General features: G+C 63.1%; 18 protein-coding genes. 12 read left to right on the top strand and 6 right to left on the bottom strand.

The window, feature by feature from the left end:
• Positions 1-250 precede the first annotated feature (250 nt).
• Both ACX3P0_RS11840 and ACX3P0_RS11845 read left to right on the top strand, forming a co-directional pair.
• Positions 251-715, top strand: a complete 465-nt coding sequence (locus tag ACX3P0_RS11840; RefSeq protein ID WP_459088659.1) for a nuclear transport factor 2 family protein — start codon at positions 251-253, stop codon at positions 713-715.
• A gap of 6 nt (positions 716-721) precedes the next feature.
• Positions 722-1279 carry a TetR/AcrR family transcriptional regulator gene (locus tag ACX3P0_RS11845; protein WP_459088661.1) on the top strand — a complete coding sequence of 186 codons (558 nt, stop codon included), beginning with the start codon at positions 722-724 and terminating at the stop codon, positions 1277-1279.
• Between the two features lie 62 nt (positions 1280-1341).
• On the opposite strand, the gene ACX3P0_RS11850 is transcribed toward ACX3P0_RS11845, so the two are convergent.
• The 3 genes from ACX3P0_RS11850 to ACX3P0_RS11860 are packed head-to-tail and all read right to left on the bottom strand — an operon-like array spanning position 1342 to position 5170.
• The gene (locus ACX3P0_RS11850; RefSeq protein WP_459088663.1) at positions 1342-2175 is read right to left on the bottom strand and encodes an aldo/keto reductase; all 834 of its coding nucleotides are present in this window, start codon (positions 2173-2175) and stop codon (positions 1342-1344) included.
• 43 nt (positions 2176-2218) lie between these two features.
• A complete protein-coding gene (gene copM / locus ACX3P0_RS11855; RefSeq protein ID WP_459088665.1) occupies positions 2219-2623 on the bottom strand; it encodes a CopM family metallochaperone in 405 nt (134 codons plus the stop codon).
• Positions 2624-2659: 36 nt separating this feature from the next.
• On the bottom strand, positions 2660-5170 hold the full coding sequence (locus tag ACX3P0_RS11860) for a heavy metal translocating P-type ATPase (RefSeq protein WP_459088667.1): 2511 nt from the start codon (positions 5168-5170) through the stop codon (positions 2660-2662).
• Positions 5171-5323: 153 nt separating this feature from the next.
• Here ACX3P0_RS11860 and ACX3P0_RS11865 point away from each other — a divergent pair, with 153 nt between their 5' ends.
• The 3 genes from ACX3P0_RS11865 to murJ all read left to right on the top strand — a co-directional run bounded on the left by ACX3P0_RS11865 (position 5324) and on the right by murJ (position 10781).
• Positions 5324-6109, top strand: coding sequence for a GGDEF domain-containing protein (locus tag ACX3P0_RS11865; protein ID WP_459088669.1), 786 nt, complete (start codon positions 5324-5326; stop codon positions 6107-6109).
• A gap of 108 nt (positions 6110-6217) precedes the next feature.
• Positions 6218-8998, top strand: coding sequence for a [protein-PII] uridylyltransferase (locus tag ACX3P0_RS11870; protein ID WP_459088671.1), 2781 nt, complete (start codon positions 6218-6220; stop codon positions 8996-8998).
• Positions 8999-9194: 196 nt separating this feature from the next.
• Positions 9195-10781: a murein biosynthesis integral membrane protein MurJ gene (gene murJ, locus ACX3P0_RS11875; protein WP_459088673.1), complete on the top strand. Its 1587-nt coding sequence runs from the start codon at positions 9195-9197 to the stop codon at positions 10779-10781.
• Between the two features lie 36 nt (positions 10782-10817).
• On the opposite strand, the gene ACX3P0_RS11880 is transcribed toward murJ, so the two are convergent.
• Together ACX3P0_RS11880 and ACX3P0_RS11885 are read right to left on the bottom strand one after the other, a co-directional pair.
• Positions 10818-11135: a cupredoxin domain-containing protein gene (locus ACX3P0_RS11880; RefSeq protein WP_459077908.1), complete on the bottom strand. Its 318-nt coding sequence runs from the start codon at positions 11133-11135 to the stop codon at positions 10818-10820.
• A 15-nt stretch (positions 11136-11150) separates the two neighbouring features.
• Positions 11151-11675, bottom strand: coding sequence for a DUF4142 domain-containing protein (locus ACX3P0_RS11885; protein WP_459077606.1), 525 nt, complete (start codon positions 11673-11675; stop codon positions 11151-11153).
• A gap of 236 nt (positions 11676-11911) precedes the next feature.
• Here ACX3P0_RS11885 and trpS point away from each other — a divergent pair, with 236 nt between their 5' ends.
• The 3 genes from trpS (at position 11912) to ACX3P0_RS11900 (ending at position 14223) form a co-directional block, all read left to right on the top strand.
• Complete coding sequence (gene trpS / locus ACX3P0_RS11890) at positions 11912-12988, top strand: tryptophan--tRNA ligase (protein WP_459088675.1); 1077 nt, start codon at positions 11912-11914, stop codon at positions 12986-12988.
• 78 nt (positions 12989-13066) lie between these two features.
• Positions 13067-13558: a universal stress protein gene (locus ACX3P0_RS11895; protein ID WP_459077608.1), complete on the top strand. Its 492-nt coding sequence runs from the start codon at positions 13067-13069 to the stop codon at positions 13556-13558.
• Positions 13559-13653: 95 nt separating this feature from the next.
• The gene (locus ACX3P0_RS11900) at positions 13654-14223 is read left to right on the top strand and encodes a NifU family protein (protein ID WP_459077609.1); all 570 of its coding nucleotides are present in this window, start codon (positions 13654-13656) and stop codon (positions 14221-14223) included.
• Positions 14224-14270: 47 nt separating this feature from the next.
• Here ACX3P0_RS11900 and pdxR read toward each other — a convergent pair whose 3' ends face one another.
• On the bottom strand, positions 14271-15782 hold the full coding sequence (gene pdxR, locus ACX3P0_RS11905) for a MocR-like pyridoxine biosynthesis transcription factor PdxR (protein ID WP_459088677.1): 1512 nt from the start codon (positions 15780-15782) through the stop codon (positions 14271-14273).
• 156 nt (positions 15783-15938) lie between these two features.
• Here pdxR and ACX3P0_RS11910 point away from each other — a divergent pair, with 156 nt between their 5' ends.
• The 4 genes from ACX3P0_RS11910 to ACX3P0_RS11925 all read left to right on the top strand — a co-directional run bounded on the left by ACX3P0_RS11910 (position 15939) and on the right by ACX3P0_RS11925 (position 20888).
• The gene (locus tag ACX3P0_RS11910) at positions 15939-17042 is read left to right on the top strand and encodes a mandelate racemase/muconate lactonizing enzyme family protein (RefSeq protein WP_459088679.1); all 1104 of its coding nucleotides are present in this window, start codon (positions 15939-15941) and stop codon (positions 17040-17042) included.
• A 115-nt stretch (positions 17043-17157) separates the two neighbouring features.
• Complete coding sequence (locus ACX3P0_RS11915) at positions 17158-18459, top strand: NAD(P)/FAD-dependent oxidoreductase (protein WP_459088681.1); 1302 nt, start codon at positions 17158-17160, stop codon at positions 18457-18459.
• A 198-nt stretch (positions 18460-18657) separates the two neighbouring features.
• The gene (locus tag ACX3P0_RS11920) at positions 18658-19743 is read left to right on the top strand and encodes an extracellular solute-binding protein (RefSeq protein WP_459077613.1); all 1086 of its coding nucleotides are present in this window, start codon (positions 18658-18660) and stop codon (positions 19741-19743) included.
• Positions 19744-19796: 53 nt separating this feature from the next.
• Entirely contained in the window at positions 19797-20888 is a 1092-nt protein-coding gene (locus ACX3P0_RS11925; protein WP_459088683.1) for an ABC transporter ATP-binding protein, read from the top strand.
• Positions 20889-20890: the final 2 nt, after the last annotated feature.

Genomic DNA, 20890 nt, shown 5'->3' on the forward strand with positions numbered 1-20890 from the left:
CCTTTGGCGGCGCGGCTGTCTGGAGCATTTCCAGCAAGAGTGCGAAATGGTCTCGCGCCCGGAAATGCGGTTGGAACAAAGAGATCGGCATTGGCCATTGGCGGCTGTAGAAGCCAGCACCGGCAGATGATGGGTCCAGCATCGAGGCCGGAGCGTTCCAGGGCGGGTGGTATCGGTATTGACTATCATTGTACCGTTCGGTACAAAACACCATCAACCGCGTCGCGGCCATGAATGATGGAGAAAAAACATGAGCCGCCCGCCTCTGCCGCCTTTTACCCCTGAATCCGCCGCGCAAAAGGCGCGGCTGGCCGAAGATGCCTGGAACGGGCGCGACCCGGAAAAGGTGGCGTCCGGCTATACGGAAGACAGCGTATGGCGCAACCGAGCCGAATTCGTCACCGGTCGGGCCGAGATCATCGCGCTGTTGCACCGCAAATGGGTGCGCGAGCTGGACTGCCGCCTGATCAAGGAAGTGTGGAGTTCGCATGAAAACCGCATCGCCATCCGCTTCGCCTATGAGTGGCACGACGATGGCGGCCACTGGTTCCGCTCCTACGGCAACGAGAACTGGGAATTCAACGGCGAAGGCCTGATGGTCCGGCGGCACGCCAGCATCAACGATATGCCGATCAAGGAAAGCGAACGCAAGTTCTTCTGGCCGCTCGGCCGCCGGCCAGACGACCACCCCGGTCTTTCCGAACTGAACCTGTAGGAGCACATGCGCAGGATCGCCCCCGATACAAAAAACCTGCTGGCGGTCATCGCCGAGGTTTTTCGCGAGCATGGCTATGAGGGTGCCAGCCTGGCGCGGATCGGGCAGGCGACGGGGCTCGGCAAGGGCAGCCTCTACAACTTCTTTCCCGGCGGGAAGGAAGAAATGGCGGCCGGCGTACTTGCCCACATCGCCGCATGGTTCGAGGAAAACGTGTTTGCGCCGTTGCGCGATGAGCGCGAGCCGCGAGACGGTATCGGCCGGATGCTGGACGCCACCGACCTTTATTTCCAGTCCGGTGGCCGCGTTTGTCTGGTCGGGGCCTTCGCGCTGGACGATTCCCGGAACCGGTTCGTTTCCGAAATAAAATCCTATTTTGGCGATTGGGTCGCCCATCTGGCGGGTGCCCTGCAACGCGCCGGGCACGGAAAGCCGGAAGCCGACCAGCTTGCCGAAGAGACGGTCGCAGCCATACAGGGCGCGTTGACGCTATCTCGCGCGTTTGACGACACCGATGTTTTTTCGCGCGCGCTTGCGCGGGCTAGGCTGCGGCTGGCTACCTGACCGCCCCTTTATTGGAGCATGATCTTATCCGAAAACCGGTTCCCACTTTTTCGAGGTCATGCTCAGATCATCTCCAGCGGCTCTTTTCGTCGCGGCGGCGGGAAGGCGCGGTCGAGTTCGGCAAGGTCTTCGGCTGTAAGTAAAAGATCCTGTGCGGCGATGTTCTGGCGGATATGCTCCGGGCGGCTGGCTTTCGGGATGGCGATGACGCCCGGTTGCGCCATGGTCCAGGCCAGCGCGATCTGCGCCGGCGTCGCTTCATGGCGCGCGGCGATGGCGTCGAGTTTTTGGTTGTGCGCCAGCTTTCCCCGTTCGACCGGCGAATAGGCCATGATCGGCATGCCACGCTGCCGGCACCAGGGCGAAAGGTCGAATTCCGGCCCGCGCCGGGAAAGATTGTAGAGCACCTGGTTGGCCTGGCAGTTATCGCCGGCGGGCACGGAAAAAAGCTCTTCCATGTCGTCGGTGTCGAAATTGGAAACGCCCCAATGGCGGATTTTGCCGGTGGCCTTCAGCGCTTCGAACGCCTCGACGGTTTCATCCGGCGGCACGCCGCCGCGCCAATGCAGCAGGTAGAGATCGATGCGGTCGGTGCGCAGCCGCTTCAGGCTACGCTCGCAGGCGGCGATGGTCCCCGAACGCGAGGCGTTGGAGGGCAGCACTTTCGAGACGACGAACACAGCATCGCGGCGGCCAGCGATCGCCTCGCCCACCACGGATTCGGCATTGCCGTACATTTCGGCCGTGTCGATCAACGTAGCACCCAGATCGAGGCCCAGCCTCAAGGCATCCGCTTCCGACGGGGCGAGGCGGGAATCCTCGCCCATCTTCCAGGTACCGAGACCGAACACGGGAACCGCTTCGCCCGAAGGCAGGGTGGTCGTTCTGGTCGGCATGGCGCTCTCCTCGAATCGGCTGCTTGACTCGGCTGCGATCAGTCTACTTCGCCGGGTGCGCGGCGAGCCAGTTTTCCATTTCCGCGATTTCTTTTTCCTGCGCGGTGATCACGGCTTCGGCCAGTTTGCGCATTTCCGGGTCCTTGCCATATTCGAGCAGCACCTTGGCCATGTCGATGGCCGCCTGATGGTGGGGGATCATGCCGCGAACGAAATCGACATCGGCGTCGCCGGTATATTTTTGCGCCGACATCTCGCGATGCATCTTGTCCATCGCCGCCTTGTAGCCGGTTTCGGCGGCCCCGGATGAAGCAGCCATCGCACCCATGTCATGTGTGCTCATGTCGTGCTTCATTTCTTCGGCATGGACCGGACTTGCGGCGAACTGCAAGGCGAGCAGCATCGTCGCGGCGGCGGGTGCAAGCATGATTTTGCGGATCGGATGCATGAGGGTTCTCCTTTGGAATCTATCTGGAGGCGTGGTTCAGAGTTTCAATGTCCTGAGCCGTAGCGCATTGGCGATGACCGATACCGACGACAGGCTCATCGCCGCCGCCGCCAGCATCGGCGACAACAACATGCCGGTGAGCGGATAGAGCACGCCGGCCGCGACAGGCACGCCGAGCGCGTTGTAGAGGAAGGCGAAAAACAGGTTCTGGCGGATGTTGCCAATGGTCGCCTGCGCCAGTTTTCTCGCGCGTACAATGCCGTTCAGGTCACCCTTGACCAGCGTGATGCCGGCGCTTTCCATCGCGACATCGGCGCCTGTACCCATGGCGATGCCGACATCGGCCGTGCTGAGCGCCGGCGCGTCGTTGACGCCGTCGCCGGCCATGGCCACCACCGAGCCGCGAGCGCGAAGCTCTTCGATCAAAGCGGCCTTCGCCTCGGGCAGCAGCCCGGCGCGAACCCGGTCGATGCCCAGTTTTTTGGCGATGGCGAGGGCCGTGTTCTCATTGTCGCCGGTCGCCATAATGATGGTGAGGCCCTGCTCGTGCAGCGCCTTGATCGCCTCGACGGTGGTTGCCTTGATCGGATCGGCGACGGCGACGAGGCCGGCGATCTTGCCGCCGACAGCGACGAACATCGCTGTTCTGCCCTCGCCTTGCAAGGCTTCGGCGCGTTCGGTGAGGCGGGAGAAATCGACGCCGAGATCGGTCATCATGGCGGCGTTGCCGAGTGCAGCCTTGCGGCCCGAAACCGTGCCGGCGACGCCCTTGCCGGTGACCGCCTCGAAATCGCTGACCTCGCTGGCTGTCGCGCCGCGCTCCTTCGCACCCTCGATAATGGCTTCGGCAAGCGGATGCTCCGAGCCTTTTTCGAGGCTGGCGGCGAGTGTGAGAAGTTCGTTCTCGGAAAAGCCCTCGGCAGGCACCAGGTCGGTCAACTTCGGGCGGCCTTCGGTCAGCGTGCCAGTCTTGTCGACGATCAGCGTGTCGACGGCGGCGAAACGCTCGAGTGCCGCCGCTTCCTTGATCAGCACGCCGGCCTGCGCGCCGCGTCCGGTGGCGGTCATGATCGACATCGGCGTCGCCAGCCCCAGTGCGCACGGGCAGGCGATGATCAGCACCGACACCGCCGAAACGATGGCATAGACCAAGCTAGGCTCCGGCCCGAACAGCGACCAGGCGACGAAGGCGACGATGGCGACCAACACCACGGCCGGCACGAAATAGAACGAAACGCGGTCGGCTAGCCCCTGGATAGGCGCACGGCTGCGCTGCGCCTTGGCGACCAGTTCGACAATGCGGGCAAGGGTCGTTTCGGAGCCGACTCGTTCCGTGCGCATCACCAGCGTGCCGTTGCGGTTCAGCGTTCCGCCGGTAAGCGGATCGCCTTGCACCTTCTCCACCGGCAGCGGCTCGCCGGTAATCATGGATTCGTCGATCGACGAACGGCCTTCCTCGACGGTGCCGTCGACGGGCACGGCCTCGCCGGGGCGGATGCGCAGAAGATCGCCTTCATGTACGCTGTCCAGCGGCACGTCGGTCTCGCTGCCGTCTGCCCCAATGCGGCGCGCGGTCTTCGGCGCGAGGTCGAGCAAGGCGCGGATGGCCGAACCGGTCTTTTCACGGGCGCGCAGTTCCAGCACCTGGCCGAGGAAAACCAGCGCGATGATGACAGCGGCGGCCTCGAAATAGACCGGTACGGTGCCGCCATGGCCGCGGAACGCATGCGGGAAGATGTCCGGAAACAGCGTGGCAATGACGCTGTAGAGATAGGCGGCCCCGACGCCCAGCGAGATCAGCGTCCACATATTGGGGCTGCGGTTGAGGATCGAGGCCCAGCCGCGCTTGAAGAACGGGAATGCCGCCCACAGCACAACGGGCGTTGCCAGCACGAACTCGACCCAGATGGCGGCGGGCTCGCCCAGCCATGAGCGGAAGAACGGCAGGCCGACCATCGGCCCCATGGTCAGCAGAAGCAGCGGCACCGACAGCACCGTGCTTACCCAGAAGCGGCGCGAAAAATCGACCAGTTCGGGGTTCGGGCCTTCGTCGCCGGTCGGCACCCCCATAGGCTCCAGCGCCATGCCGCAGATCGGGCAATCGCCGGGCTTGTCGCGAACGATCTCGGGGTGCATCGGGCAGGTGTATTGCGTGCCCTTCGGCATAGGTGCGGGCGCTGGCCGGTCGCCCAGATATTTCTCCGGGTCGGCCTCGAATTTTTGCAGGCAGCCGGCCGAGCAGAAATAGAATTGATCGCCATCGTGGCGCGAAAAATGCTTTGCGCTGGCGCGGTCCACATTCATGCCGCAGACCGGGTCCTTCGCGGTCAGGTAGTTTTCCGGATGCGCGACGAATTTGGTCCGGCAGCTTTCGCTGCAGAAATGGAGTTGTCTGCCGTCATGTTCTGCGGTCGGCTTGCCGGCAGCGGGATCGACGGTCATGCCGCAGACCGGGTCGCGGACGACGGCATCCGTAGCCGTCGAAGCGGCATGGCCGGAGCAGCAGGAACTGCCTGCCTGATGCCGGTGATGATCGTGATTCGCCATGGAAGATGCTCCAGAACAGTCGTGAATTTCGAGGTCAACCCAAAGGTAGGGCTTCCAGCAACTGGAAGGTCAAGGGCCGATTTCGCCTGATCGCTAAAATCCTAATCGATCTCCTAAACCATGCTTCACGATCCGGCATTAGGGTTGCGCGTTATGAGCAGGCGCACGAAACGTATCCTTGCAAGAACCTTGCTTGCCATCATCCCGGCGGTGGTGGCGACGTTCGCGATTTCCTTTTCGCTGCGCTGGGCGCTGGGTATGTCGATCGACTGGCTGAGCTGGGTCGAATGCGCGGCAATCCCCGTCATCGTTGGCACGCCGATCGGCATTTTCATCTTCTGGCAGGGCGAAAAGCTGCAGAGCGCGCATGAGCGGCTGGAGCGCACCTATCAGGAAATGCGCCGGGCGCACGATCGACTGGTGCATATGGCCAGCCATGACCAGATGACGGATCTGCTTAACCGCGAAGGCTTCATGCGCGAGGCTGCGCCTTTCCATACCGGCAACAGCGGGCACTACCTGCTGATTGTCGATGCCGACCACTTCAAGCGGATCAACGATCTCCACGGCCATTCGAAAGGCGACGAGGCGCTGATGAAGATAGCCCGTGCCTTGCGCTATGCGACGCGCGGTAAGGACATTGTCGGGCGAATCGGCGGCGAGGAGTTCGCCATCCTGCTGATCTCGGTGGGCGCGCAAGAGGCGGAACGGATGGCCGAATTGATCCGACGCCAGGTGCAGGAAATCCCCTGGCACGCCGACGACCCCTCCGGCCGAGGCCTGACCGTCAGCATCGGCGGCGCGGCAGTACGGCGCACGGCCGGTGGCCTCGCCGACACGCTTCGCGAAGCCGACCGCTGCCTCTATGAAGCCAAGCGGCTTGGCCGCAACCGCGTCATCTTCGACCATATGGAGGCCGTATCGACGGCCGCCGCCTGAAAATCGGTGCCGGGCAGAACCGGCACCAACGGGTGCTCAGGCCCATACCCATGGGCTGGAAAACAGGCTATAGACGCCGCCGAAACAGGTGGATTGCCTTCGGCGCAGATGACGAAAATATCCCTGAAGCTTGGTGAACTGATCGACGGCAAGGCGCTGCGCTGGGACTTGGCCGCGCTGTCCCCGGCGGGCATGCCGGAAGCCGGGGCGCGCGCGGCTGTGCTGCAATGCCTGAAGGAGTGCAAGGCCGAGGCGTTCGCCAAAGCCGAGGCAATGCTGAAGGCGGACGGCAGCGGCACCGCCTGCGCGATGCGGCTTTCCCATGTCATGGACGAGATCATCCAGGCGCTCTACGATTTCGCGCTTGCCGGCTGTGAAAAGCCGGCAAAAGCGGAGCGCATGGCCATCGTCGCCGTCGGCGGCTATGGCCGCGGCACGCTGGCGCCCGGTTCCGACATCGACCTTTTGTTCCTGCTCCCGGCCAGGCAGACGCCCTGGGTCGCCCGGATCGCCGAGACGATGCTCTATCTTTTGTGGGACATGGGGCTGAAGGTCGGCCACGCCACCCGCACCGTCGAAGAATGCCTAAAGCATTCGCGCGAGGACATCACCGTGCGCACGGCGGTGCTGGAAGCACGCTTCGTCTGTGGCGACGAGCCGCTTTACGCGCAACTGGTACACCGCTTCGACCACGATCTGGTGCGCACGACCGGACCCGAATATGTGCAGGCCAAGCTGGCCGAGCGCGACGCTCGCCATGCCAAGGCCGGCGAGAGCCGCTATCTGGTCGAGCCGAACGTCAAGGACGGCAAGGGCGGCTTGCGCGACCTGAACACGCTGTTCTGGATCGGAAAATATTTCTACCGGGTGCGCACCGGCGAGGAGCTTGTCGACAAGGCGGTGTTCACGCAAGGCGAATACAACCAGTTCCACAAGGCGGAAGATTTCCTGTGGGCGGTGCGCTGCCACATGCACTTTCTTACCGGCAAGGCGGAAGAGCGGCTGCATTTCGACATCCAGCGCGAGATCGCCGAGCGGCTGGGCTACACCAGCCATCCCGGCCTGTCGGCCGTGGAGCGCTTCATGAAGCACTACTTCCTCGTCGCCAAGGATGTCGGCGACCTCACGCGCATTTTCTGCGCCGCGCTGGAAGAGGAGCAAGCCAAGCATGTGCCGGGCTTCGACCGCATTTTTCCAGGCTTTTCGCGGCGCAAGCGCAAGCTGGCGGGCACCAGCGACTTCATCATCGACAACCAGCGCCTCAACGTCGCCGACGAGCAGGCTTTCGAGCGCGATCCGGTCAACCTGATCCGGCTGTTCTGGTTCGCCGACAAGCACGCGCTGGAATTCCACCCCAACGCGCTCAAGCTGCTTACCCGCTCGCTCGGGCTGGTGGACAAGACGCTGCGGCGCAATCCCGAGGCCAACCAGCTTTTCCTCGATATCGTGACGTCGGACCGCTACGCGGAACTCAATTTGCGGCGCATGAACGAAGCCGGGCTGCTGGGCAAGCTCATTCCGGATTTCGGCAAGATCGTCGCCATGATGCAGTTTTCCATGTACCACCACTATACGGTGGACGAGCATCTCATCCGCTGCATCGGCGTACTGGCCGAGATCGAGCGCGGCGACGACGCCAAGGTCCATCCTTTGTCGCACTCGCTGATGCCCGGCCTGAAGAAAAGCCGCGACGCGCTTTATGTCGCCGTGCTGCTGCATGACGTCGCCAAGGGCCGCCCGGAAGACCATTCGGTCGCCGGTGCGAGGATAGCGCGCCGCATCTGCCCGCATATGGGCCTTTCGGCGTCCGATACCGCAACCGTCGCCTGGCTGGTCGAGAACCATCTCGTCATGTCGATGACGGCGCAGACGCGCGACCTCAACGACCGCAAGACGATCGAGGACTTCGCCTCTGTGGTGCAGTCGGTGGAGCGGCTGAAGCTGCTGTTGATCCTGACCGTCTGCGACATACGCGGCGTCGGTCCGGGCGTCTGGAACGGCTGGAAGGGGCAATTGCTGCGCAATCTCTATTTCGAGACGGAACTGCTGCTGACCGGCGGCTTTTCCGAAATGTCGCGCGCCGACCGCACCATTGCCGCGCGCGACAGCCTCAAGGCGGCGCTCGGCCTCTGGCCGGTCGAGGCGCGGGAGCGCTATGCCGCCCAGCATTACGAGAACTATCTGCTGACCGTCGATCTCCCCGATCAGGTCCGCCACGCCGAGTTCGTGCGCGAGGCGGACGTGGCCAGGAAAAATTTTGCCACCATGGTCAAGCCGCACGAATTCGAGGCCGTCACCGAGATTACCGTGCTGGCGCAGGATCATCCGCGGTTGCTGTCGGTTATTGCAGGCGCGTGTGCGGGGGCAGGCGGCAACATCGTCGATGCGCAGATTTTCACGACGTCCGACGGGCGCGCCCTCGATACCATCCTGATCTCGCGCGAATTCGATCGGGACGAGGACGAACGGCGGCGCGCCGAGCGGGTCGGCCGCCTGATCGAGGACGTGCTTTCGGGTAAAAGCTGGCTGCCCGAGATGATCGAGAAGCGCACCAGGCCGAAGCGCGGCGCAAAGGTGTTCCGCATTCCGCCGCGCGCCGAAATCCGCAACGCCCTGTCGAACCGGTTTTCGGTCATCGAGGTGAAAGGGCTGGACCGCCCCGGCCTTCTCTCGGAAATCACCGGCGCCCTGTCCGACCTGTCGCTCGACATCGCATCGGCCCATATCACCACCTTCGGCGAGAAGGTGATCGATACGTTCTACGTCACCGACCTGACCGGCCAGAAGGTGACGAACCCGGCGCGGATAGACGGCATCCGCGCCCGGCTGATCGCGGTGCTCGAAGGTGCTGTCGCCGAACGCGGCAGGACGCCGGCAGCGGCGGAATGACCGTGCGTCCTTCGAGGCTCGCCCGCCTGGAACTGAGCCGAACCGTTCACCATGGTGCAGGCTCGCACCTCAGGATGAGGAAGCTTTGTGCTCCTCGCGAACACACCTATTGCGCGGGCGCCTCCGGACTTTGGTCGAAGCGCACCGACAGCCCTCATCCTGAGGAGCGAGTACAGCGAGCCTCGAAGGACGCATCATGAGCCTCGTAAAAAAATTCGCGACCGTCGCTTCCGGCACGCTGATGAGCCGCATTCTGGGCTTCACGCGTGAAATGCTGATGGCGGCGGCGCTTGGCACCGGGCCGGTGGCGGACGCCTTTTATGCCGCGTTCCAATTCCCCAACACGTTCCGTCGGCTGTTTGCGGAGGGCGCGTTCAACACCGCCTTCGTGCCGCTGTTTGCCAAGGAGATCGAAGCCGGTGGCAATGACGGCGCAAAGCGCTTCTCCGAGGAAGTGTTCGGCGTGTTGTTCACCGTGCTGCTTGCCATCACCATCGTCGTGGAACTGGCCATGCCGCTGTTGGTCAGCACCATTATCGCGCCGGGTTTTGCCAGCGATCCGCAGAAATACGACCTGACGGTAGCGCTGGCCACCATCATGTTCCCCTATCTGGTGTGCATGTCGCTGGGGGCGATGATGGCCGGCATGCTGAACTCGCTGCGCCGCTATTTCGCCGCCGCGATTGCGCCGATATTCCTCAATGTGATCCTGATCGGCGTGCTGTACTATGCTTGGCGCATCGGTGCCGATGGATTGACGGTCGGCCACGCCATGGCCTGGGGCGTGCTGGCGGCCGGTGTCGTGCAACTGGCGATCGTGTGGATCGCGGTTCGCCATGCCGGGATTTCCATCGGCTTTCGTCGCCCGCGCATGACGCCCAACGTCAAGCGCCTGTTGTGGCTTGCCTTGCCTGCGGCCGTTACTGGCGGCATCACCCAGATCAATCAGTTGATCGGCACGGCTATCGCTTCGACGCAGGCCTCGGCCGTGTCTTCGCTGGCGCTGGCCGACCGTGTCTACCAGTTGCCGCTCGGCGTCGTCGGCATCGCCGTGGCCATCGTGCTTTTACCGGAACTGTCGCGCGCGCTGAAGGCCGGAAATCTGGTCGAGGCCTCCAATATGCAGAACCGCTCGGTCGAGTTCACGCTGTTCCTGACGCTGCCGGCTGCGGCCGCGCTACTTGTCGTTTCCGAGCCGATCGTGCGCCTGCTTTACGAGCGCGGCGCTTTCGCCGCCAGCGGCTCGACGCCGACTGTTGCCGCCATCTTGGCGATCTTCGGGCTGGGCCTGCCGGCCTTCGTGCTCATCAAGGCGTTCATGCCGGGTTATTTTGCCCGCGAGGACACCAAGACACCGATGATCTTCGCCGCGATTTCCGTGGCGGTGAACGTTGCCGCCGCATTGACGCTGTTTCCATCCATGGGCGCGCCGGGCATTGCCGTTGCCTCGGCCGCCGCCGGCTGGGTCAATGCGCTGCTGCTGCTCGGCGTGCTGATCCGGCGTGGCCACTGGGGCCGTGACGCCGGCCTGATGAAGCGCATCCCACGGTTGGTTCTTGCCGCGGCGGTGATGGCCGCGGCGCTTTATTTCGGCGCTGAACGGCTGGCGCCCGAACTGGCGTCATCGGCGCCGCTTATGACCAAGGGCGTGACCTTGATGCTTCTGCTGGGCGCGGGCGCACTCATCTATTTCGTGCTGGCTTTCGCGATCGGCGGGGCCGATCTCGGCATGCTCCGCCGCAGTCTCGCGCGCGGCGGCAAAGCCGGGGCGGGTACAAAATAAGGCGGTGCTGCCGGCACATGACCGCCGGCAGGCACGCTACTTTGCCGACACCGTGATGGTGCCCTTCATATTGGGGTGGAAGCGGCAGATATAGGCGATGATTCCGGGCTTATCCATGACCATGCTGCCGGATTTCTTCACCGGCAACATGACCTCCCAGCCACCCTTCACGGTCGCGGTATGAGCGAAACTATCCTTGTTCACCCATTCGATGGTGTCACCGACCTTGGCACTGATATCGGCCGGTGAAAACGCCATCTTGTCGACCGTCACCGTAATCGTCTCGGCCTGCGCCGATCCGATACCGCCGGCCAGTATGGCCAGCGATAGCACCAGAAGACGTCGTTTCGTCATCATGATCGCGTGGCCTTACTTGAGGCCGGCCGCAACCATTTCGGCATGCTGCTGGTGGCCCTGGAAGATTTTCAGGCCAGTTTCGAGCAGGCTCTTCAGTTCGGCATTCTGCGCCGACGGGATCAGCACCGTTTCGAGCGCGCCGTTGACCTGCTTGTGATAGGCCACTTCGTTGTCGACATAGGCCTTGTCGAAGGCCGCGCCGTTGAGTTTTTCAAGCTTGGCCTTTTCTGCGGTGATCTCGTCGGTCAGCGCCTTGCTGGTGGCGTTGTCCTCGGGCGTGACATTGAGTTTCTTGACGAGGTCGAGCGCCTGCACGTTCACCGCTTCATGGTCGCGCACCATGTCATTGGCAAAGCCGACGACATCCTTGTTCTGTGACTTGGAAATGGCGAGCTTGGCCAGGTCGACGTCGAGGGCGCCGGCCGTGTAGGCGATGTGGGCGATCTGCGGGTCCGTGGGCTTGTCGGCGGCCTGCGCGAAGCCGGCGGTACCGACCATCAGGACAGCGATGAGTGCCGCTTGCAGTTTGTGGATCATGGGATGAACTCCTTTTCGTGGCGCAGCAGGGTGTGCGCGGTTCAGACACCCATTGGATGCCGCAGGCTGCGAAGCGTTCCCGCACCCGTCACGAATCTCGCGCAAGCGGTTTGCGAAACCGAAATACCGTTTGCGAAACCGAATGCCGGCCCTTGATCGCCGACGCCGGCTGATCCATAAGCCCACTCGAATTTCGCCGCGCGCGAAACGGCCCTCCACAAGCCACGAGGAAAGACATGACAGCCAGTTCCCCCTTCAAGCCCCTCGTCTTTTCCGGCGTCCAGCCGACGGGCAATCTGCATCTCGGCAACTATCTCGGCGCGCTGAAGAAGTTCGTTGCGCTTCAGGACACCAACGACTGCATCTATTGCGTCGTCGATCTCCATTCGCTGACGGCGCAGCTTGTTTATGAAGACCTCGCCGAACAGACGCGCGCCATCACGGCCGCTTTCCTCGCCTCCGGCATCGACCCGAAGAAGCACATCGTCTTCAACCAGAGCCGCGTGATGCAGCACGCCGAACTGGCATGGATATTCAACTGCGTCGCGCGCATCGGCTGGATGAACCGGATGACGCAGTTCAAGGACAAGGCCGGCAAGGACCGCGAAAACGCCTCGCTTGGCCTGCTTGCCTATCCGAGCCTGATGGCGGCCGACATTCTGGTTTATCGCGCCACCCATGTGCCGGTCGGCGACGACCAGAAGCAGCACCTGGAATTGACGCGCGACATCGCCCAGAAATTCAACAACGACTTTTCGGGCCGCATCGCCGATCTCGGCCTCGGCGTCGAGATGCAGATGGGCGAAGAGACGGTCAACGGCTATTTCCCGATCACCGAGCCGATCATCGGCGGCCCGGCGGCGCGTATCATGAGCCTGCGCGACGGCTCGAAGAAGATGTCGAAGTCGGATCCGTCCGACCTGTCGCGTATCAACCTCACCGACGATGCGGACACCATCTCCAAGAAGATTCGCAAGGCCAAGACCGATCCGGCGGCGCTGCCGGGCGAACTCGACGGTCTGGCCGGCCGGCCGGAAGCCGAAAACCTCGTCGGCATCTATGCCGGCCTGGCCGAACTGTCGAAAGAGGCCGTGCTGCAGGAATTCGGCGGCCAGCAGTTCTCGGCCTTCAAGGGTGCGCTGGCCGATCTGGCGGTGGAAAAGCTGGCTCCGATCGCCGGCGAGATGCGCCGCATTTCGGCCGATCGCGCTTACGTCGATGCGGTGTTGAAGGACGGCGGCGAACGCGCCGGCGCGCTGGCCGAGGCGACAATGAAGGACGTGCGCGATATTGTCGGCCTGTTGCAGGGCTGAAGCGGCCGACGGGGGACCGCTTGCCGCGGAACCCCGCCGGTGGCAGATTGCAGCCGCAGAACATCGACGAGGGTGATCATGGTCTCTAAACGACTCAGCCGGGAAGCGGGCCATCGCCGCAAATTCCTGGTCATCATCGACGATACGCCCGAATGCGAGCGGGCCGCCGCCTATGCCGCGCAGCGCATGAAAAGCACCAACGGCATATTGGTCCTGCTCTACGTGATCGAGCCGGACGATTTCCAGCATTGGCTGGGCGTCGAAAAGATCATGCGCGACGAGGCCAACGCCACCGCCCGCAACACGCTTGACGGCTATGCCGGCAAGATCAGGGAACGGTTCGGCATCGAGCCGGAAATGGTGGTGCGCGAAGGCAAGCCGGTGGAAGAGCTTCACAGGGTGATCGAGGAAGACCAGGACATCGCCATTCTCGTCCTGGCGGCCAGCGCCGGCAAGGAAGGCCCCGGCCCGCTGGTGGCCGCCGTGGTCGGAAAAGCCGCCGCGTTCCCGATTCCCGTCACCGTCGTGCCGCAAAGCCTGTCGGACGAGGAAATCGCGAGCCTGGCCTGAGCGGCGCTTGCACTTTTTCTTGAATGTTGCCGTCGGAAGGCCTAATTAGAATAATTCCAAACTATGCGCCCGACTTGGGCGGGCAGGAGACGACCATGTTCATCCAGACGGAATCGACACCCAACCCGGCAACGCTGAAATTCCTTCCCGGCAAGGAAGTCCTGCTGGAGGGCACCGCCGACTTCCGTGATGCAGCCAGCGCCAGCGAGGCCTCGCCGCTGGCCGGGCGCCTGTTCGACATCGACGGCGTCACCGGCGTCTTTTTCGGCTACGACTTCATCACCGTTACCAAGGACGGCCCCGACTGGCAGCATCTGAAGCCGGCCATCCTCGGCGCGATCATGGAGCACTTCATGTCCGGCGCTTCGGTCATGACCAATGCCGGGCCTGCCGCCGAGACCAGCGAAACCACCGAGTTCTATGACGCGGCGGATGAAGAACTGGTCGTCACCATCAAGGAACTGCTCGATACGCGGGTTCGCCCGGCGGTGGCCCAGGACGGCGGCGACATCACCTTCAGGGGCTTCCAGAACGGCACCGTGTTCCTGCACATGAAAGGCTCCTGCGCCGGTTGCCCGTCCTCGACGGCGACGCTGAAGCACGGCATCCAGAACCTGTTGCGCCATTTCGTGCCGGAGGTGCAGCAGGTCGAGCAGGTTTCGTAAGCCTTCCCGGCTTATGGAAGCTAATCTGGCTGGCGACGGGCGCTGATCTACGGGGCAGGGCGGGCGTGCATGAGCCCCTCCAGCACCTCGGCCAGCGTCGCCACCCCGGCGCGGATTTCTCGCGGCTCACAAGCACTGAAACCCAACGCCAGGCCCTGCATCGCAACCGGTTCGATGCAGAAGCGACGTAGCGGCGCGACAATGACCCCGCGTGCCGCAGCGGCTTCGGCCACCTGTTGCTCCTCCAGCCCTTCGGCCAGATAGCCTATGGTCTGAAAGCCGCTTTCTGTCCGCACGACGTCGAGCAGGCCGCCCAGGCGCGCATTTGCGGCCTCGATCAGCACCTCCTGGCGTTCGGAGTAGAGTTTTCGCATGCGCCGAATGTGCGAAGCGAAATGGCCCTCCTGGATGAAGTTGGCCACGACCGCCTGCTGGTTGGTCGGCGCGCCCTGCAGGGTTGCGCCGGCGATGCGCCCAAAAGCGTCGGCAAGTGCCGGCGGCGCGACCAGAAAGCCGAGACGCAGCGCCGGGAACAGCGATTTGCTGAAGGTGCCGACATAGATGACGCGGCCAGCACTGTCGACGCTCTTCAGGGTTGGCAGCGGCCTGCCGGAATAGAAGAACTCGCCATCATAATCGTCCTCGATAATCCAGGCGCCTGCACCTTCGGCGGCACGCAGCAATTCGAGGCGGCGCTCCAGGCTCATGGTGACGCCGGTCGGGTGCTGGTGCGACGGCGTGACGAAGGCAAGGCGGAAGTCGGGTGCGGCCTTGAGGCCGGCCACGACGTTGATGCCTTCGGCGTCGACCGGGACCGGTACGAGCCGCGCGCCGCAGGAAATGAGGCTGTTGCGAGCACCGATCGCACCGGGGTTTTCAAACCAGACAGGGTCGCCGGGGTCGAGCAGGATATTGCCGATCCGGTTGAAGGCCTCCTGCGCGCCGTTGACGATGAATATTTCTTCGGGTTCGCAAACGACGCCGCGATTGGCGCGCAAATGTGCCGAAACGGCCATGCGCAGCGCCATCAGGCCGCTTGGCTCGGGATAGCCGAGCATCCAGCCGCGCGATTCGCGCCAGTAACGCGCCGTGAGCCGCGCCCATAGCGCTACCGGAAATGCATCGTAGGCCGGGGTCCCGGTGACGAAGGCGCGCGATTGCACCGGATGGGCAAGCCGGGTGAAATATTGCTCCGATGCGCCCTGGGTCAGCCTGGCCAGACGCGCCGGCCCTCTCTTGGCCTCGTCGTCCCGCGTGGTCTTTCCGACGATGGCGGGGCGGTGTGCGTTGAGGGCGTCGCTGACATAAGCGCCCGCGCCGACGCGCGAGACGATCAATCCTTCCGCCGTCAACTGGTCGAAGACCGTGACGGCCGTGGTGCGCGAAACGTCATGGTCACGCGCCAGTGTGCGGCTGGAGGGCAAGCGTTGCCCGGGTGCGAGCGCGCCCGAAAGGATCGCGTCCCGGATCGCGCCGGCAAGTTGCACGGAAATGGGAACGGAGGCGCTGCGGTCGATGTGGAGCGTCGGCAGCAACGCACCGCCCGAATACTTCACCATCGCCAATGCTCTCCCCAGCTTCGATACGGGCGCTCGGCCCCATGGAATGGCTCCCCGCTTTAACCAAAATGGCCCTTAACCGCCAGCCAATTTGAATGAAACACTTCCGCGAAATGGCTGCGGCCGCTCACCCGAGAAAGGCCCGGGGGTCCCATCATGAAGATCCGACGTATCGAAAGCTTCTGCGACCGCCATAACGGCTTCGTACGAATAACCGACGAAACCGGCGCGCAGGGGTGGGGCCAGGTATCGAACTATAATTCCGATATTACCGCCACGATCCTGCACCGGCAGGTCGCGCCGTGGGCGCTCGGCGTCGAAACCGACGATCTCGATGATGTGCTGGACCGGATCGAGGAGCGTGAGCACAAGTTTCCCGGCAGCTATGTTCGCCGGGCGATGGCCGGCATCGACACCGCGATCTGGGACCTGCGTGGCAAGGCGGCGGGAAAGCCCGTCGTCGAACTGCTGGGCGGCAAGCCGGGCAAGTTGCGCGCCTATGCTTCATCGATGAAACGCGACATCACGCCGGCCGATGAGGTCGAGCGCTTCAAGCGGTTGCGCGGCGAGCATGGGTTCGACGCCTTCAAATTTCGCGTCGGTGCCGAAGTCGGGCGCAATGAGGACGAATGGCCGGGCCGCACCGAAGCGATCATCCCGGCGATCCGCGCCGGACTGGGCGACGATGCAACGCTTCTGGCGGACGCCAACAGTTGCTTTACCCCACAACGTGCGATCGAGGTCGGGCGGATCCTGCAGGATCATGGCGTCGTCCACTACGAGGAGCCTTGCCCGTATTGGGAACTCGACCAGACCAGGCAGGTCGCCGAAGCCCTGGATATTGCCGTGACCGGCGGCGAGCAGGACTCGGATCTACGCATCTGGAAGCGCATGATCGAAATGCGGGCCGTGGACATCGTCCAGCCGGACGTCTGCTACATGGGCGGCGTGGCGCGCACGCTCCAGGTGGCGAAGATGGCTGCCGAGCATGGACTTGCGGTGACGCCGCACTGCGCCAATCTCTCACTGGTAACGCTGTTCACCATGCATGTTCTGGCAGCGATCCCCAATGCCGGCGCCTATCTCGAGTTTTCGATTGAAGGGCCGGACTATTACCCGTGGCAGGAGGGGCTTTTCCGGACGTCGCCCTATACGGTCGCCGACGGGAAGGTGACGATCGGCGACGAACCCGGCTGGGGCGTCGAAATCGCTCCCGAATGGCTGGCGCGCTCGCGCTACCAGATGAGCGAGATCGCCTGAATGGCCGTTCAGCGCCGTGAAGAAATCTGGAATTGGCCGCGAGAGGGGATTTGATGCGCTCAAGAACTATTGCAAGGTCAAGATGATAGCAGCGCGCATCGGGGGATGATTATTGATGGTTGGGGCAGACGTTTTCACCAAGGATTTCAAGACGACACCTTACTGGTGGGAGCGCAGCCCGCGGCCCGATCCCGCTAGCCGGCAATTGCCGTCGAGCGTCGACGTTGCTGTCATCGGCTCGGGCTACACCGGCCTCCACGCTGCCTTGCAGACCGCCCGTGGCGGCCGCTCGACGCTTGTGCTCGAGGCGAAAGAAGTCGGCTTCGGATGCAGCACGCGCAACGGCGGCCAGATCAGCACCAGCATCAAGCCCGATCTTGCCCTTCTGACCCGCAGGCATGGGGTCGAGCAGGCCCGCGCCATCCTGAACGATGGCCGCGAGGCACTGAGGTGGATCGGCGCGTTCGTCGCGGAGGAGGGCATCGATTGTGATTTCGATGTCGTCGGCCGCTTTCACGCCGCCCACAACGAACCGGCCTTCCGCCGCCTCGTCGCCGCGCTTGGCAGCGAGCTCAGGGGGTTCGAGACCGGCGGGCAGGTCATATCGAGGTCCGAGCAGCGTGCCGAACTCGGCACCGACGCCTACCATGGCGGCGTCGTCTTTCCGCGCCATGCCTCGCTTGATCCCGGGCGCTACCATCACGGCCTGCTGCAGCGCGTCCTGGCGGCTGGCGCGACGGTGGTCGACCACTGCGGCGTGACGAAGATCGAGCGGTCGGGCTCTGGTTTCAGGCTGACAACTCCGCAAGGCGTCGTGGCGGCGCGCGACGTGGTCGTCGCCACCAACGGCTATACGGGCGCGATCACGCCATGGCAGCGGCGGCGCGTGATCCCGATCGGCAGCTATATCATTGCCACCGAACCGATCGATCCGCAGGTGATGGACCGGCTGTTCCCGACGAACCGGATCGTCTCCGACACGCGCAAGGTGGTTTACTACTACCGTGTCTCTCCTGACCGGCGCCGCATCCTGTTCGGCGGCCGCGTCAGCCAGGGAGAGACCAACCCCGTTGTCAGCGGCCCGCTATTGCGGGCGGAACTGGTGCATCTGTTTCCTGAACTGGCGTCCGTTCGCATCAGCCATTCCTGGATGGGGCTGGTCGCCTATACGTTCGACACAATGGCCCATACCGGCCAGCACGAGGGCATGCATTACGCCATGGGCTATTGCGGCTCGGGTGTGTCTATGGCCAGCTATCTGGGGATGCGAACCGGCCAGAGGGTTCTCGGCCGCGAGGAGGCAAAGACCGGGTTCGACGGTGCGCGGTTCGAGACCCGCCCGTTCTATAACGGCAATCCATGGTTCCTCGCCGCATCGGTATCCTATTATCGCTGGCGCGATAGCCGCGATGTTTGAGGAAAGGTGAGCGTCGCCGAATACGAAAGTGGCCCTGAACGCCTTGCAAAATGGACCTGTCGCACAATGCCAATGCGTTCTTAGATCGGATGCCCGTTGCTCGCTGACTTCGTCTTGCGAGCGTCGGGAACGTGTCGCAGACGCACCTGCGGGAACAAATTCAAAAGCCGGATAAGCCGGCGCGGAGGAGGATGTAAGATGAAGCTTTCCCAGTTGAAATACCTCGCCACCAGCGCAATCGCCCTGGCGCTCATGGCCGGGCCGGCGCATTCGGAGGCATCGACGCTCAGGCTGCTGACCTGGGGCAACTACGCGCCCGACAAGGTCATTGAAATGTTCGAGGCAAAATATCCCGACATCAAGGTCGAGGTGACCTTCTCGAACAACGAGGAAATGGTCGCCAAGCTGCGCGCGACCGGCGGCGCGGGCTTCGATCTGGCGCAGCCGAGCCATGATCGCATCTTCTCCGCCCAGAAGGAATTCAACATCTACAAGCCGCTCGATCTTTCCAAGATCAACACGGATGCGATGGACCCGAAGTTGCTTGAAGGCGTCAAGGCCAACACGACGATCGACGGCGAAGTCTACGCCGTGCCGATGGAATGGGGCACGTCCGGCCTGATGGTCGACAAGACCAAGGCTCCGAACATCAAGAACTGGGCCGATCTCTGCGACCCGCAATATAAGGGCCGGACCTCAATGCGCCTGCGCCGCACCATCTTGCTCGGCATGGCGTTTTCCATGGGCAAGGATCCGTTCGCGGCCTATGGCGATCTCGGCGAATATCAGAAGCTCCTCGACGAGGTGACTGAGAAGCTTATCGCCTGCAAGGACAATATAAAGACCTATTGGAAAGCCGGCGACGATCTCTCTGCCTTGATGCTGTCCGGCGAAGTGATCGCTTCGGAGACATGGGATTCCACCGCCTACAAGCTCTACGGCCAGAACCCGAACATCGTGTTCGTGCCGCCGGCGACCGGCGCGTTGGCATGGATCGACACCTTCGCGATGCCGCGCAAGGGCGAGGCGGACGATGCCGCCTACAAGTGGATCAATTTCGTCATGCAGCCCGAGATCGTTCCGTTGATGTCGGCTCAAAGCGGCGCCATCGTTGCCGTCAAGGATGGCATCTCGATGATGCCGGAAGACAAGCGGGCGGCGGTTGAGGCGGCCTTCAAGCCCGAAGACATTGCCAACCTGAAATTCTTCGCCAACATTCCTGCCGGACTGGAAGACCTCGAAGGCAAGGCTCTGGAAAAAATCCAGGCCGCATCGTCAAACTGATCAAAAAAAGCGGCGGCAGGCGCAGGCCCACCGCCGCTTTGACCGGAGTTTTCATGTTCGATTTGCAATGCCTGGACGTGACCAAGAATTTCGGCAAGCTGACGGCGGTATCCGGCGTTTCGCTGGATGTGCCCGCCGGATCGTTCTTTTCCATCCTCGGCCCGTCGGGCTGCGGCAAGACCACCCTGATGCGCATGATCGCCGGTTTCGAAAACCCTTCGGCCGGCGACATAAGGATCAAGGGAAAATCGGTGCTGGACAGCCCGCCCAACAAGCGCAACGTGAAGATGGTTTTCCAGCATCTGGCGTTGTTTCCAATGATGAATGTGGGCGAGAACATTGCTTACGGCCTGCGTTGCCGGGGCGCTGGAAAGGCCGAGATCGAGGAGAAGGTGCGCGAGGTGCTTGGCCGCATCGGCCTTCCCGATGTTGCCCACAAACAGGTCAACCAGCTTTCCGGCGGGCAGCGGCAGCGCATCGCCATTGCCCGCTGCATGGTTTTGCAGCCGGACGTTCTGCTGCTCGACGAGCCACTCGGCGCATTGGACCTCAAATTACGCGAGCGCATGAAGATCGAACTGAAGCTGTTGCAGCAGCAGTTCAACACGACATTCCTCTACATCACCCACGACCAGTCGGAAGCGCTGGTCATGTCCGACAATGTCGCGGTCATGAATGCAGGCCGGTTCGAGCAGATCGGCACGCCGCGCGAACTCTACCATAGGCCGAGCAGCGGCTTTGTCGCCGGCTTCGTCGGCGACAGCAACCGCTGGCAGGGCAAGGTCGTCTCTGCGGGAAACGACACCTGCCAGGTCGAGATCGAAGGCGAAGGCATGCTGGTCGCCACGACGGGTAGTTCGTTTGCGAAGGGCGACAGGGTGGAAGTGTTCGTGCGGCCGGAAGCGATCGCGGTGGTTAGGGAAAAACCATCCGAGATGTACAATCGCCTTGCCGGAACCGTCGATAGCTTGCTGTTCAACGGGGCCAACAGCCGGATCCTGGTGCGCACCCGCTCGGGCGCGCTGATGGAGGTCCACGGCCAGGATATGAATGGCGAACTGGCCTTGAAGGTGGGGGACGCGGTGTCGCTCGGCTTTGCCAATGCGCGCACACTTTGCTTTGCGCCGACGAGCCAGGATATCTGATC

The organism is Mesorhizobium sp. A556 (assembly GCF_054489545.1).